The organism is Bacillus sp. K2I17 (assembly GCF_002209985.1).
Classification (GTDB): Bacteria; Bacillota; Bacilli; order Bacillales; family Bacillaceae_G; genus Bacillus_A; species Bacillus_A wiedmannii.
The window spans coordinates 212048-225658 of record NZ_NJGF01000007.1 but is presented as its reverse complement, the minus strand read 5'-3'; the positions used below and the strand labels follow the sequence as shown (position 1 = coordinate 225658).

The window sequence follows — 13611 nt, the reverse complement described above, 5'->3', positions numbered from 1 at the left end:
ATATCGAATCTCAATGGCTGCTTAGTCTTTTTTTAAAGCTGTCTACTTGACGGGGATAAGACCAATTTGAGTGTCTTATTTTATTATCGTTGATATAGCCTGCTTGTATATAAGCTGTTGTTTTCCATCAACTAACATTAAAACGGTAAATTTGTCTATTGCAACAACTTCTCCTACTATTCTAACGCCACTCTTTAAAAAAATTGTAACAATACCTTTTTCTTCTTTTATTTGTTTATATAGCTCTTCTTGTAAATGTTCCAAATACTTTTCTCTCCTTTTCCGCAAAATATCTTAATATAAAACACTACAAATTATTTATGTACTTTATCTTTTACATTCATAAACTTATTAATAAGTATATCTAAATCTCGGCTAAATAACAAAACTTTATCATGATCCAATCCGTGTCTAGCAACAAGTTGGATTAGCTCTTTCTTTTTGTTTTCTATTTTATTGTGTAATTTTCCCATCTCCATCTCTTTACTAAAACTCCCTTTTCCCATAATATTACTTGTAAAATTATAGTACAAATCCTCTCATAAAAAAATATAAAAATGGTTTTTTTTACAATTTTTATATTTTTTTATGAACAAATTGCAAAATATATAATGATTTCTTCACATACCCCCAGCACAATATACAATCAAAATAACCATACAGGCGTTTGTCTAATTACAAAAGAGACTGGCTCCTTTTCCATACAAAAAACATACTGTATATAGTAGTCCATGAATTATATAGATTAACTTACTCAAAAGGAGGAAAACATATGAGCTATGGTGGAAGTTGCTCTGGTTTCGGCGGTGGATTTGCTTTGCTTATCGTACTATTCATCCTTCTAATCATCATCGGATGTAGCTGCTGGGGTGGCGGCGGATACGGATACTAATATATCCTATCCTTAACAAATGAACGAAAAACTATACGAAAACAGCTCATATTTGAGCTGTTTTTTCATACTTTCGTATGAAGTGATATCCCTCTTTTTTGTGATTTCAACTAATAAAAAAACGTTTACTATGAAATAAGAAATGTTTTACTAAGGAGGATTATAATGATTAAAGGTCTTTACGAAGCACACTTACCTGTCAGTAACTTAGAGATATCAATATCTTTTTATGAATCACTTGGACTGAAATTATATAAAAGAGGAGATGATATTGCTTTCTTTTGGATTAAAGAAAACGAAAGTTGGCTCGGTCTTTGGGAAGGCACAGAATACAAAGTTAATTATCATCCCTCTTTACGGCACATCGCCTTTCAAGTAAGCTTACATGATTTAGAAAATGCGATTCATTGGCTAAATCAAAAAGGAATTTCAGCAAGAAAAGATTTTGGAATGGAACCAATTGAACCGATTGTTTTTCCAGAATTAGCACATGCCGCCGTATACTTTAACGATCCTGACGGAAATAGTTTAGAATTGATCGCACAATTACCTGTTGGACTTCCTACAGCGGAGAAAGTGTATTTAAGCGAGTGGAAAAAACAAGTTCAAGCATCATCATTACATAAAGATTAAATTTTATGTCAGTTTCTTATTCCACACTTCTAAAAACAAATAAAAACTTCAATAAACTATTTTACGGGCAAACGTTAAGTGTACTTGGAGATTGGTTTCATACTTTAGCTTTAGTAACATTCGTCTATAGCATAACGGAATCTCCGTTTATGATTGCACTCACTTTTATAAGTAAAGGTTTACCACAGCTACTTCTTAGCCCTTTTATAGGCGGAGTTGTAGATCGTTTTTCTAAAAAGAAGATTCTGATTTTTACCGATTTTTTACGAGGCATGATCGTCCTCACTTACTTATTTGCATTATATAAAATTGAGATTATTTTCATTTCTAACATATGTTTATCCGTACTTTCTTGTTTATTTGAACCAGCTAAACAAGCAACCTTAAAAAATATCGTACACCAAAATCATTTCGTAACTGCTAACTCTCTTTCTAGTACAATTAATGGTTTTATGTCTATTATGGGTGCTTCTTTGGGCGGGATAATTGCACAATCTTTACATATTGAGTTCGCTTTTTTAGTAAATAGCCTGTCATACTTTATTTCAGCCTATTTTATTTATAATATGAATATCCCTTCTCATGATACTTGTAACAAGTAAAAAAGCATTTTTTACTGATATAAAAGATGGGTAAAGTTTTTTCATTCCATTATTCCATTTACGGATCTCTTATTCAGTTATCCATGTTTTTTACAGGAGCGCTTTTAGAAATTCTTTCTCCGCAAATTATTGGTAGCCTATTAGCTCTATGCTGTATTTTTGTTAGTTTTATATGGCTTTACCTGTTTTATCGCGGGAAACTGAGTGAAGAATCTACTAACACTTAATAGCATGTTTATGTACATGCTATTTTTCTTTATGTCGAAATATAAAGGAAAAAGGCGATTTATTTTCCTTACGTTCTAATTTTTTAGAATGTACAATAAATTTAGATCATAAGAAAGGAGATATCATAATGTTTGACGATAGACTTACTATTTCAGCTGAGCAGCAGAAGCTCATTTCTAATGCAACTCGCATTCAAATTCTTCACCTTTTAAAAGACGAGGCACTCACTGCAAAACAAGTAGCTACTAAACTAAATAAATCTGCTGGTAGCGTTCATTATCACGTTCAAATTTTATATGATGGAGGGTTACTTGAATTAGTAGACACGAAAGAAAAACGAGGAATTATTGAAAAATATTACAAGGCAAAATCTGCTCATTTCTATATTAAAGAAAGCGGCACAGAAGGAACGAATACAGGCAGTCATATTGTATCTCATTTATTTTTAACTCCAGAGGAATTACAACAGCTTACTTGGGAAGTTACACAAGTTTTATTACGCTGGGAAAACAAAACCGCTCGTCAATCAAACTCCGAAGAGGAATACGCTATTTCCTGCAGGATTAAAAAACAATGAAAGAAAGGTCCAACTGCTTATGAAAAATAAATTATTATTATTGTCGGGAACAGGAATTTCTCGTTTAGGTGATTTTATGTATCTCATCGCCCTAAACTTAATGGTGTTAAATAGCACAAACTCCCCTGCTGCTGTAGCAGGATTATGGATTGTAGGTCCAATTGCCACCGTTGTTACAAAAATATGGTCTGGTAGTATAGTAGATCGATTAAACAAACGGTCCATTATGCTCATCACAGATATAATTCGGGCAGCTCTTATTGGCTGTATTCCACTATTTGATTCTATTTGGGCCATTTATATTTTTATCTTTTTAACTCGCATCGCTACATCATTTTTCGATCCAGCTTCATTCACTTATAAAACGATGCTCATACGAGCTGAAGAACGCGCTCAATTTAACGCTTGGAATAGCTTTTGTACAAGCGGGGCTTTCATTATCGGTCCAGCTCTTGCTGGAATACTTCTCACCACGTACTCAGCATCCTTTGTGATTTACTGCAACTCACTTTCCTTTCTACTTTCTACCATTCTCATTTACTTCTTGCCAAACATTACACTACAAACAAAACAAAACGAAGAAGTTGCAAATACTTTAGTACAAACATTACGAAGTGATTGGAAACAAGTTTTTTCATTCGCTCGAACTGAAAGTTACATTATTCTCATATTCGTTTTATTTCAAGCTACTATGCTTGTCTCTATGGCACTCGATTCACAAGAAGTTGTTTTCACAAAACAAGTACTGTTTTTATCCAATATAGAATATAGCATGCTTGTTAGTATAACTGGTGCTGCTTACGTTTTCGGTTCATTTCTTGTTTCTCTCTTTGCTAAACGATTACCAATTCAACATTGTATCGGATTAGGTATGATTTTCACAGCAATAGGCTATGTAATTTTCGCCTTTTCAAATTCATTTATAGTTGCAGCGAGTGGTTTCATTTTACTTGGCATTTCTTCATCATTTGCTGGTACTGGCTTTATAACATTTTATCAAAATAACATCCCTGTACATATGATGGGACGTATTGATAGCGTATTTGATTCCATAAAAAATTTCATCCAAATCTTTTTCATTTTAGCAATTGGGGCATCCGCACAATTTCTTTCCGTTCAAATCACTGTAATCAGTAGCTCATTACTCATTCTTTTCCTTTCCTGTTTATTAGCAATCCGGGTAATGAAACCTTCACGAGAAAAATATTTTAAAGCTACAGGGTCATCATTGGAATATTAAATGCGAGAAAAAAGCGGCTATTTAGCCGCTTTTTTCCCGTTTTAAAGGACAGTAAGCCCCACTGATTAAAGTTTCACTTTATGTTAAAATATGTATTGGACCTAATTATGTAGGAGGACTATTTTGGAGATTATATTCACTTTCATATGTATTATATTAGTAGCTTCTATTTTACAAACAAGTACAGGTTTTGGCTTTTCTATTATGGCAACACCTTTCTTACTCATGTTATTTCTACCACAAGAAGCTATACAAATAAATATCATTTTATCATTAATTATTTCTATATCACTCATCTGGAAAATAAGAATGGACATTGATTTTATTCTACTGAAAAGATTAATTTTCGGAAGTATAATTGGTGTTCCTTTTGGTATTATCATTTTCACTTCCATTAACATCAACACATTTAAATTAGCAATTAGCATCCTTCTCTTACTATTAACGTTGATGCTAATATGCAACTTTAAGATTCAATCAACAAAATCTAGAGATTTCATAGTTGGCGGATTATCTGGTCTTTTAACGACAAGTATCGGTATGCCAGGACCTCCACTGTTACTTTATTTTACAGGAACTGATACGAAAAAGGAGAAGTTACGAGCAACTACATTGGCTTTTTATCTATTTATATATTTCATTAGTCTACTAACTCAAATACTCTTCACTGGGACAAACAAAACAATTTGGGAATCCAGTTTATATGCTATTCCAATCGTATTTCTAGGTTTGTATATAGGTCAAATTATTTTCAAATGGCTTAATCAACGGATTTTTCAAATATTTACGTACATCCTTTTGAGTTGTACGGGTATGTATCTTCTTATTGAAAGTTTGCATTTATTATAAGTAAGTTTTTCAAGATAAAACGATTAAAGCTTGCTTCATTTTTCTCCTCCAAAAAAGGCAGACCTGCATGCAGGTCTGCCTTTTTACTCATTTCTTATTAAATCCTTTTTCACTTAAAAACTCTTTCATATGCATTCTTTTTTCTTTAGCCATAAACGAACTCATTGATTCCGTCCATGTTACGTTTTTCTTGTTTGCTGATCTTTCTTTGTAATACGAGCTCATCGTTTCATCGTATTCGTTTAATAATTCATCATATTTCTTTTCATCATACCCATTTTCATGAAGAATTGCTGCTACTGGTAAACGCGGTTTCACTCCATGATTTTCATCTGGTACACCAACTGTCATTCCGAATATAGGATATACTTTATCTGGTAAATGAAGCAATTCACTTACTTCTCTCGGGTTATTACGAATACCACCAATATAACAAATACCGTATCCTAACGATTCTGCTGCTAACGCTACGTTTTGCGCGAACAGTGAAGCATCTACAGTCGCAACGATAAAGTCTTCTACTCCTTCATGCTTAATCTCTGTACCATGCTGTTCACACGCCATTTCAAGTCGTTTTAAATCTGCACAACAAACAAAGAATGCTGCGCAGTCTTTCACGTGACGATTTCCGGATAGCTCTGCTAGTTTAACCTTTAGGTCTTGATCTGTTACATATATAACAGAATACGCCTGTACAAAATGCGAGGAAGCAGCATGCTGCGCAGCTTGCACCATTCTTTCTACTACATCTTTCGGAATTGATTCTTCTTTATATTTACGAACTGAAACGTGTTGCTCCATTTTATGTATGATCTCATTCATGAAAAACACTCCTTTTTTCTCTTCATAATGAAAAATTAACATATCTTTTTCAATATTCACAACTTATAAGCACAAAAAGAGCAATTCTTTTTGAATTGCTCTTTTTTAAAACGTCTATTAGTACGGTAAATGAAATTATATCGACGATTCCTTGCATTATATCAACGATTTTTCAAATATATCGACTTATCAACAAATACCGACAGGTTTACATCAAATTATTTCTTGTCTTATTACGTTGTTTTCAAAACTTTAATACCTTTTACGATATTCCAAATGAAGTAATAAATCCCTACAAGAATGAATACTGCATATGTGATCATCATTCCAATTCCAGCACCATCAGATTGATTGAAGCTTAAACCATATATGCCGGATACTGCTAATCCACCAAATAAAACCGCATACGGGAAAATATGTGACCAAAATGATTTTTTCGCGTGGTATTTCACTTCATCCTCCGCAACGAAGTAGACGATAATTGGCAGTAAAAATGGTGCAAAAAAGATACTAAAGTAACATAGTGAAGATAATATATTATTTCCTTTCATCCGATTCACCTCTAAATAGTTTTTGTTATCTTCATTATGTCAGGAATCGATTCTAGAAACTATCGCTTTACCTTTCATGAACATGACATATTTGTAAGATTTTCATCAAAAATAATCCCGACTGGACTTCCAGACGGGATTACTTTTCTCTATATTCGATTCATAAACCAATATTGCGTAATGGCTAAATACTCTCGTATATTCGATGGAATGACAATTCGCTTCGGTGTTTCAGCCGGAAGACCTTCTAATTGTAAACCTTGCTTGGCTGCTATTTTTTTCGCTCTAAACATATGGAAATCGTTTGTTACGATCATTCCTTTTTTCATATTGTCTGGAATTAACGGTTTTGAGAATTTAATATTCTCATCTGTACTCGTTGACTTATCTTCCATTATAATGCGGTCTTCTGCAATTTTTAGTTTCATTAATCCATTTTTCATTGCTAATGCTTCTGAAATATCTTCTCCTTTTCCTTTCCCTCCAGATACTATAGCAAGTGTTTTCTCATGTGATTGTAAATACTCAGCTGCTTTATCAATACGATATTGCAATGAGTACGACGGTTTCGTTCCATTTACTTTCGAGCCTAATACAATTATATAATCCGCATCGTATGTTGCATTCATCTGTCCATGCTTATAAATGTTATATTGTAAAAATCCTGCATAAACGGTGCAAATGATTATAATGCCTATCATATACTTAATTATTTTCTTCTTTTTCATATCCATATACTCCTATGTTCTTTGCTTCTTTCATGATAATATCCATTTATTTGTTTGTATACAGACAAATTCCAATTCAGCCTAATTTATCCTCTGGAAAGTAATATTTATATTTCTTTCGGGAACAGTAAGTACAACTTTGCACGAAGGAGTGTCTCTATTGCTTCTCTTTTTATGTAACGTATCGTTCTTTTTCATCTTATTTTTACTATCACTTAAAATGCTCGGTAAATCAGCTTTAGCACAACTAACTCCTCATGATTTTGGTGCTATTATCTTTTTATCTTATTTAGCTTTTCAGGCCATACCTGTCTCTGGTGCTTTGCAAGCTTTTCTCGGTATGGTCGTTATTACATGTTTGCATTTGCTTCTTACAAAATTAAGCTTACTAAACAAACTAAATCGTTTTATTCTCGGGCACCCTATCATTTTAATTAAACATGGTGATATTATTTTTGAAAACTTACAAAAAAGTAGATATCCAATCGCTGAACTACTGTCTAACCTTCGCGTCGCAGGATATCCAAGTGTTCACGAAATTGAATATGCTATTTTAGAAGCGAACGGAGCCATTAGCATTTTACCAAAGCGTGAACTTGTACCATTAACTCCAAAAGATTTAAACATAGATGTTACGTATGCTGGATTACCAATTGCCCTTATCGTTGATTCGCAAATTCAATACGATAACTTAAAGTTAATTCATAAAGACGAAAAATGGTTATATAAAGAATTAAAAGAAAAGGGCATCACTAATATTAAAAGCGTTGCTTTCGCGTCTGTTCAAGAAACAGATGGATCTTTTGCGATTAGTTTAAAAGAGTAAAAAAATCCCCTTACTTGCTCAAGGGGATTTTCTTCATTAAATCGCTTCTTTCTCTCCCGCCATATTTAATGGAACAGGATGTTTCATGCGATTCATCGTAAATACGATAATCGCTGTCAATACTTCAGCTACTGGCATAACGAGCCAAATTCCATTTATCCCAAATACTTTTGGCATAATCCATAATAATGGAATAATAAATAGTAACCCTCGGCTCATTATAATCAGCACTGATTTTGTCGTTTGTCGCACTGATTGGAAGTACTCTCCATACACAATGTTATATCCTAAAAATACATATTGGATAAAGAACAAGCTAATACCCGTTAATGTTAACTCCAATAACTCTGGAGATTGGACATCAAATAGACCAATAATATATTTCCCGAAGAATAATCCGATAACTATTGCAATACCACCGAGTACTACCGCAATTTTTACAGCGAACTTTAATCCTTCACGCAATCTTTCTGGTAAATTTGCCCCGTAATGGAAACTAGCGATCGGTTGTAACGCTGCTCCAACACCGAAGAATAGTAGTAATGTCATCGCATGAATACTGTTCACCATCGCATAAGAAGCGACTCCTACTTCTCCTGCATATTGAACGAATGCAATATTAAAACCAATCGTAACAATCGCTACTGTACTTTCTGCTGTAAAACTAGGAAAACCTATAATCATAATTTGTTTAACTGTATCCCATTCAAAATGGAATTTCGTCCACTTTAAAATACTACTTTTTCTAAAGAAATGCGTTAATAATACAAGGAAACCAATTGCTGCTGAAAGAATAGTCGCTGAAGCAGCACCTGTTACACCCCATCCAAAGATGAAAATAAAGATATAGTCAAACACTATATTTAATACAGCAGTTACAACTAGACCTGCCATTGCTAAATTAGGATTTCCGTCATTTCGTATAAATGTACTTAAAATATTTTCTAAAACGTATATCATTCCAAATGTTAATAACACGTGTAAATAGTCTAACGCATACGGTAAAATCACTTCGTTTGCACCGAATAAGTATGCTAAATCTTCTATTCTCCATAAGCAAATCGCTGCTAACACACCTACGATAATTACTGCTACCGTCATGGATTGAGTAAAAATAGATCTTGCCCTATCTAATTTATTTTCACCTAGTGCAATGGAATATAACGTTGCCCCGCCCATTCCAATCCATAATGAAATAGAGAAGAAAATTGAAAACGCTGGAATAGCCACGTTTACTCCTGCTAATCCGTTCGCTCCAACTCCCCTACTAATCATAACCGCATCAATCACAATATTAACTGACATTAACACCATTCCTAGAACGGCTGGTATTAAATAAGAAATAAATAAACTTTTTATCGGTTTTTCTCTTAACTTTTCTGTTGTTTCCATCATATAAATGCTCCTTTTTCAATGCTCTGTTCACAGTTTAAACCTTAAAGTTACTTGAAGGTCAATAGAGAATTAAAAAATAGGTAACTTAATTATCGTGTTTGATGCCAATTTGTAATGATACGAGTCCTACAACTTATTGCTTTGTTTTTTCATTATAGGAATTTGAATTTCTGTTACTTGCTCCTCTGGATTATCTGTTACAGACCAATCAATTAATGCAATCTCAATCGCATCTCCACTTACTTCGTATCCTTCTTGATCAATATATTTCATTAACTTCTTATATGTTTCATCCGTTTCTTCATATGGTCCATGATGATATACACAGGCAAACATGCCTTCTTTAATTTCATCTGAACTATGTATTTGAAAAGGCATGTAATCCAAAAGAATAAAAACACTGCTATATGCTTGAAACTCATTTTGCATTAATCCTTTTTTCGCAACTGTTACACCGATATCTCCAGAGAATAAGCTATCATCCATTTGTTTCATATTTTTTTGCAACGAATGAATATAGTACTCAAACATATCATCCGTCGTATTCGGGGCAACCGCAATTGCTGTAATTTTTCGCTGCGGGATCTCTTTAATTACCATTTGTTCAGCTTTTGCTTTTGTCGCTTCCTTAATTAAATGAATTTTATGTTCCATTTTCGCCAAAGCATACTCAATTTCTCTTTGTTTTTTCAACATCATTTCTTGTTGTTTTTCCAGTAAATTGAGTGCGTATGCCGGATTTCTTTCATCAATATATTTCTTAATTTCCTTTAATGGAATATTTAATTGGCGTAAAAATTTAATCGTATCTAATAGTGAAAATTGATCGATCGTATAATAGCGATAATTTGTTTGCGGGTCCACAATGGACGGATGAAAAATCCCCTTTTCATCATAATAGCGTAAAGTAGATTCCGCTATATTATGCATTTTTGCCATTTCTCCAATTGTAAAACGTTTATTTAATAACATATACCCTTCTCCAATTCATAAAAAATGTAGCCTTATTTCTTCTTATTATATAGTGATTCCCTCCATACCTAAATCGAATCCTATCATGAAAATCTGCTATTTTTTCATTGATTTTTCATACATTTTATTATATATTAATTACAGGTTCAAATTACGAGTTCAAAAGAACTTGTAATCAGACCCTTTGTTTAATGGGTTTTACATATTTTCATTAGGCAAATTCCGAGAAATCGTATGATAAAAATAAAAATGATGAGGAGAGGATCCGATGGATTTCGAATTTTTCTTTCAAATTGCACTTATTTTATTAAGTACAAAGCTTGCTGGTGACCTTAGTGTTAGACTAGGTCAACCTTCTGTACTCGGTAAATTAATTGTCGGTATCGTTATCGGTCCAGCTATATTAGGTTGGATTGAAAATTCAGAGCTTCTAACACAATTAAGTAATGTCGGTGTTATTCTTTTAATGTTTATGGCAGGACTTGAAACAGACTTAGAGGAATTAAATGCAAATCGTAATTCTTCTTTAGCTGTTGCACTTGGAGGTATCATTCTACCATTCGTAGGTGGTTACGTTTCTGGTCTTGTTATGGGAATGGAACAAGGAAATGCTGTATTTTTAGGATTACTTCTATGTGCGACAAGTGTTAGTATTTCCGTACAAACACTTCGTGATTTAGGAAAGATGAAAACACGTGAAAGTACAACTATGCTTGGCGCGGCTGTATTTGATGACATTCTTGTTGTTATTTTATTAGCATTTGCAATGAGCTTCTTAGGTACAGACGATGTTAACTTAACAATGGTTATCTTGAAGAAAGTTGTATTCTTCGCTTCTATTATTTTAATCGGATGGAAAGGTGTTCCTGCGATTATGCGCTGGTTATCACCACTACGCGTATCTGAGTCTATCGTGAGCGCGGCTCTTATCATCTGTTTCTCATTCGCATATTTCGGCGAACTATTAGGAATTGCTGGTATTATCGGTGCTTTCGCCGCTGGTATCGCTATTTCTCAAACGAACTACAAACATGAAGTAGAAAAGAAAGTAGAACCAATCGCTTACGCTATGTTCGTTCCAGTATTCTTCGTTAGTATCGGTATGAATATTACATTTGACGGTATTGGCAATCAAATTTGGTTCATCCTAGCATTAACAGTAATCGCTGTATTAACGAAACTAATTGGTTGTGGATTTGGTGCACGAATGACTGGATTTGGCGCTAAGTCTTCTGCAATTATCGGTGCTGGAATGGTTTCTCGTGGTGAAGTTGCACTTATCATCGCAGGAACAGGACTTTCTTCAGGTCTACTAGCACAAGATTACTTTACAGCTATCGTTATTGTCGTTATTTTAACTACAATGATTACACCACCAATGTTAAAATACACTTTTGGTGCAAAAGATAAAGCAATGAAAGCAAGTAAATAAGTTTAATAAAAAAGGAGATTGCTATCTTATAAGATAGCAATCTCCTTTTTCGTTTTATCTTTAAACAATTTTATTCGTTTTTAACCATTTTTCAAAAATAATTCGTGCTTCTTCATCGTCCATATCATTACTAAATGAATACACCATAATGCCATAATCATCTATATATTCACCTAGCTTCATTTTCTCCACTTTCTTATAAAAATTGTCTACCTCATAGTGCGGAATATAAGCGTCCCAAACTGGTTCATTTATTCTTTTGTACGCCGTCACTTCTAAATCGTATCCATCTTCATAATACCCGATGTGATAATGTTGACTAGGGTCATATTTCTTCATAAAAGTTCCCTCCCTTTGAAAATTTATCATATTTCACATAATAAACAAAAGCGAGCTGTATATTACAGCTCGCTCGATTCATTAAATACGTTCCATCGCCGTCTTCAACGTTCCAACAACAAAGGCAATTTCTTCACTTGAAATAACAAGTGGTGGTGCTAATGTTAAGACGTTATTATATCCTGCTGTTGTCATGCCGTTTCGTCCAATAATTAAACCTTTTTCTTTACAAGCATTTACAACACTTGCAATTTTGTCGTTATCAATTGGTTCTTTCGTCTCTTTATCATTTACTAGTTCGATTCCAACTAGTAGACCTTTCCCTCTAATATTCCCAACAAGTGGATGCTCTCCAATTTCTTCTTTTAATTGCTCTAATAAAAGCGAGCCCATTTGTGCAGATCGCTCAATTAAATTTTCATTTTCCATAATCTCTAAGTTTTTAAGCGCTAATGCACAAGCTGCAGGATTTCCACCAAATGTATTAATATGACGGAAGAATTCATATTCTCCCTTCCCTTTAAATGCTTCATATATTTCTTTTTTCACAGCTGTCGCTGATAACGGTAAATATGCGCTCGTAATCCCTTTTGCCATCGTAATAATATCTGGCTGAACGTCATAATTCATAAATCCAAATGCTTTTCCTGTACGTCCGAAACCGCAAATCACTTCATCACTAATGAGCAAGGCACCGTGTTTTTGACACGTTTCATGAACAGCTTTCATATAGTCTTGTGGCGGCATTAAAATGCCTCCGCCCGTAATAATTGGTTCCATAATAAAAGCTGCAATCGTTTCACTTAATTCCCATGTCATAACGCGATCTACTTCTTTTACACATTCTACATCATAAATATTCTCTCTTTCTATTCCAGGCATACGATAACAATCTGGCGGCGTTACATGTAAAAATCCTGAAGCAAATGGCTCATATTGATATCTACGCTGTGCTTGTCCAGTCGCTGCCATCGTCGCCATTGTATTTCCATGATACCCGCGGTAACGTGACATAAATTTATAACGATGCGGTTCACCTTTTTGAGCATAGTATTGTCTTGCTATTTTAAAAGCTGTTTCGTTCGCTTCCGAGCCACTATTAGAGAAGAAAATAACATACTCTCCTCCAAGCCACTCATTTAATTTTTCTGCAAGCTTTATAGCCGGTTCATGCGATTGTGACATTGGAAAGTATGATAATGTTTGTAATTGCTTATAAGCCGCCTCTGCGAGCTCTTTTCTGCCATATCCACTATTCACACACCAAAGACCACTCATACCATCTAAATATCTTTTCCCTTCTATATCTTCAACCCAGCACCCTTCTGCTTTTGCCCCTACCATTGTACTATTTGGACTAAAGGGACGCATTCCGTGCCAAACATATTGCTCATCTTTTGCTAATAATTCATCAGTCTGTTTCGTTTTCATCATTTCTTCCACCTTCCATAACAACTTATTTTTCACAAAAGCTGTGCTGGTGCCATGATGATTTAATTTTCTCCCTGCTTATTTTCATTCCACA

General features: G+C 34.0%; 16 protein-coding genes and 1 pseudogene. 8 read left to right on the top strand and 9 right to left on the bottom strand.

The window, feature by feature from the left end; genetic code table 11:
- Window positions 1-75: 75 nt before the first annotated feature.
- Complete coding sequence (hfq, locus tag CER22_RS11615; protein ID WP_087985600.1) at window positions 76-264, bottom strand: RNA chaperone Hfq; 189 nt, start codon at window positions 262-264, stop codon at window positions 76-78.
- Between the two features lie 50 nt (window positions 265-314).
- Window positions 315-533, bottom strand: coding sequence for an aspartyl-phosphate phosphatase Spo0E family protein (locus tag CER22_RS11610; RefSeq protein ID WP_002096752.1), 219 nt, complete (start codon window positions 531-533; stop codon window positions 315-317).
- A 239-nt stretch (window positions 534-772) separates the two neighbouring features.
- On the opposite strand from CER22_RS11610, the gene CER22_RS11605 reads away from it, so the two are divergent.
- The 6 genes and pseudogenes from CER22_RS11605 to CER22_RS11580 all read left to right on the top strand — a co-directional run bounded on the left by CER22_RS11605 (window position 773) and on the right by CER22_RS11580 (window position 5021).
- Window positions 773-892 carry a YjcZ family sporulation protein gene (locus CER22_RS11605; protein ID WP_000120183.1) on the top strand — a complete coding sequence of 40 codons (120 nt, stop codon included), beginning with the start codon at window positions 773-775 and terminating at the stop codon, window positions 890-892.
- Between the two features lie 165 nt (window positions 893-1057).
- Window positions 1058-1525: a VOC family protein gene (locus CER22_RS11600; protein ID WP_000589719.1), complete on the top strand. Its 468-nt coding sequence runs from the start codon at window positions 1058-1060 to the stop codon at window positions 1523-1525.
- A 5-nt stretch (window positions 1526-1530) separates the two neighbouring features.
- A pseudogene (locus CER22_RS11595) lies at window positions 1531-2354 on the top strand (MFS transporter).
- A gap of 128 nt (window positions 2355-2482) precedes the next feature.
- Window positions 2483-2932 (top strand): ArsR/SmtB family transcription factor, encoded by a 450-nt coding sequence (locus CER22_RS11590; RefSeq protein WP_088608793.1) that lies wholly within the window; start codon window positions 2483-2485, stop codon window positions 2930-2932.
- A gap of 19 nt (window positions 2933-2951) precedes the next feature.
- Window positions 2952-4172, top strand: a complete 1221-nt coding sequence (locus CER22_RS11585) for an MFS transporter (protein WP_088608792.1) — start codon at window positions 2952-2954, stop codon at window positions 4170-4172.
- Between the two features lie 123 nt (window positions 4173-4295).
- Entirely contained in the window at window positions 4296-5021 is a 726-nt protein-coding gene (locus tag CER22_RS11580) for a sulfite exporter TauE/SafE family protein (RefSeq protein WP_088608791.1), read from the top strand.
- An 87-nt stretch (window positions 5022-5108) separates the two neighbouring features.
- Here CER22_RS11580 and nfsA read toward each other — a convergent pair whose 3' ends face one another.
- From nfsA to CER22_RS11565, 3 genes are all read right to left on the bottom strand, one after another.
- Window positions 5109-5843 carry an oxygen-insensitive NADPH nitroreductase gene (gene nfsA, locus CER22_RS11575; RefSeq protein WP_088608790.1) on the bottom strand — a complete coding sequence of 245 codons (735 nt, stop codon included), beginning with the start codon at window positions 5841-5843 and terminating at the stop codon, window positions 5109-5111.
- Between the two features lie 233 nt (window positions 5844-6076).
- Complete coding sequence (locus CER22_RS11570) at window positions 6077-6394, bottom strand: DUF4870 domain-containing protein (RefSeq protein WP_088608789.1); 318 nt, start codon at window positions 6392-6394, stop codon at window positions 6077-6079.
- Window positions 6395-6543: 149 nt separating this feature from the next.
- Entirely contained in the window at window positions 6544-7122 is a 579-nt protein-coding gene (locus tag CER22_RS11565) for a YdcF family protein (protein ID WP_088608788.1), read from the bottom strand.
- A 160-nt stretch (window positions 7123-7282) separates the two neighbouring features.
- On the opposite strand from CER22_RS11565, the gene CER22_RS11560 reads away from it, so the two are divergent.
- The gene (locus CER22_RS11560) at window positions 7283-7948 is read left to right on the top strand and encodes a DUF421 domain-containing protein (protein WP_000923941.1); all 666 of its coding nucleotides are present in this window, start codon (window positions 7283-7285) and stop codon (window positions 7946-7948) included.
- Window positions 7949-7984: 36 nt separating this feature from the next.
- Here the strand turns inward: CER22_RS11560 and CER22_RS11555 are convergent, their stop codons facing one another.
- Together CER22_RS11555 and CER22_RS11550 are read right to left on the bottom strand one after the other, a co-directional pair.
- The gene (locus tag CER22_RS11555; RefSeq protein WP_087985632.1) at window positions 7985-9340 is read right to left on the bottom strand and encodes an MATE family efflux transporter; all 1356 of its coding nucleotides are present in this window, start codon (window positions 9338-9340) and stop codon (window positions 7985-7987) included.
- Between the two features lie 129 nt (window positions 9341-9469).
- A complete protein-coding gene (locus CER22_RS11550) occupies window positions 9470-10315 on the bottom strand; it encodes a MerR family transcriptional regulator (RefSeq protein ID WP_088608787.1) in 846 nt (281 codons plus the stop codon).
- A gap of 268 nt (window positions 10316-10583) precedes the next feature.
- On the opposite strand from CER22_RS11550, the gene CER22_RS11545 reads away from it, so the two are divergent.
- Window positions 10584-11747, top strand: a complete 1164-nt coding sequence (locus CER22_RS11545; protein WP_088608786.1) for a cation:proton antiporter — start codon at window positions 10584-10586, stop codon at window positions 11745-11747.
- A 60-nt stretch (window positions 11748-11807) separates the two neighbouring features.
- On the opposite strand, the gene CER22_RS11540 is transcribed toward CER22_RS11545, so the two are convergent.
- Both CER22_RS11540 and CER22_RS11530 read right to left on the bottom strand, forming a co-directional pair.
- Complete coding sequence (locus CER22_RS11540; RefSeq protein WP_088608785.1) at window positions 11808-12086, bottom strand: DUF3986 family protein; 279 nt, start codon at window positions 12084-12086, stop codon at window positions 11808-11810.
- 81 nt (window positions 12087-12167) lie between these two features.
- Window positions 12168-13517 carry an aspartate aminotransferase family protein gene (locus CER22_RS11530; RefSeq protein WP_000850952.1) on the bottom strand — a complete coding sequence of 450 codons (1350 nt, stop codon included), beginning with the start codon at window positions 13515-13517 and terminating at the stop codon, window positions 12168-12170.
- Between the last annotated feature and the right edge of the window lie 94 nt (window positions 13518-13611).

Bases quoted from the DNA above. Each gene is read 5' to 3' on its own strand.
- CER22_RS11605 (WP_000120183.1), top strand. From the start codon at position 773: ATGAGCTATGGTGGAAGTTGCTCTGGTTTCGGCGGTGGATTTGCTTTG.
- CER22_RS11600 (WP_000589719.1), top strand. From the start codon at position 1,058: ATGATTAAAGGTCTTTACGAAGCACACTTACCTGTCAGTAACTTAGAG.
- CER22_RS11590 (WP_088608793.1), top strand. From the start codon at position 2,483: ATGTTTGACGATAGACTTACTATTTCAGCTGAGCAGCAGAAGCTCATT.
- CER22_RS11585 (WP_088608792.1), top strand. From the start codon at position 2,952: ATGAAAAATAAATTATTATTATTGTCGGGAACAGGAATTTCTCGTTTA.
- nfsA (WP_088608790.1), bottom strand. From the start codon at position 5,843: ATGAATGAGATCATACATAAAATGGAGCAACACGTTTCAGTTCGTAAA.
- CER22_RS11570 (WP_088608789.1), bottom strand. From the start codon at position 6,394: ATGAAAGGAAATAATATATTATCTTCACTATGTTACTTTAGTATCTTT.
- CER22_RS11565 (WP_088608788.1), bottom strand. From the start codon at position 7,122: ATGAAAAAGAAGAAAATAATTAAGTATATGATAGGCATTATAATCATT.
- CER22_RS11555 (WP_087985632.1), bottom strand. From the start codon at position 9,340: ATGGAAACAACAGAAAAGTTAAGAGAAAAACCGATAAAAAGTTTATTT.
- CER22_RS11550 (WP_088608787.1), bottom strand. From the start codon at position 10,315: ATGTTATTAAATAAACGTTTTACAATTGGAGAAATGGCAAAAATGCAT.
- CER22_RS11545 (WP_088608786.1), top strand. From the start codon at position 10,584: ATGGATTTCGAATTTTTCTTTCAAATTGCACTTATTTTATTAAGTACA.
- CER22_RS11540 (WP_088608785.1), bottom strand. From the start codon at position 12,086: ATGAAGAAATATGACCCTAGTCAACATTATCACATCGGGTATTATGAA.
- CER22_RS11530 (WP_000850952.1), bottom strand. From the start codon at position 13,517: ATGAAAACGAAACAGACTGATGAATTATTAGCAAAAGATGAGCAATAT.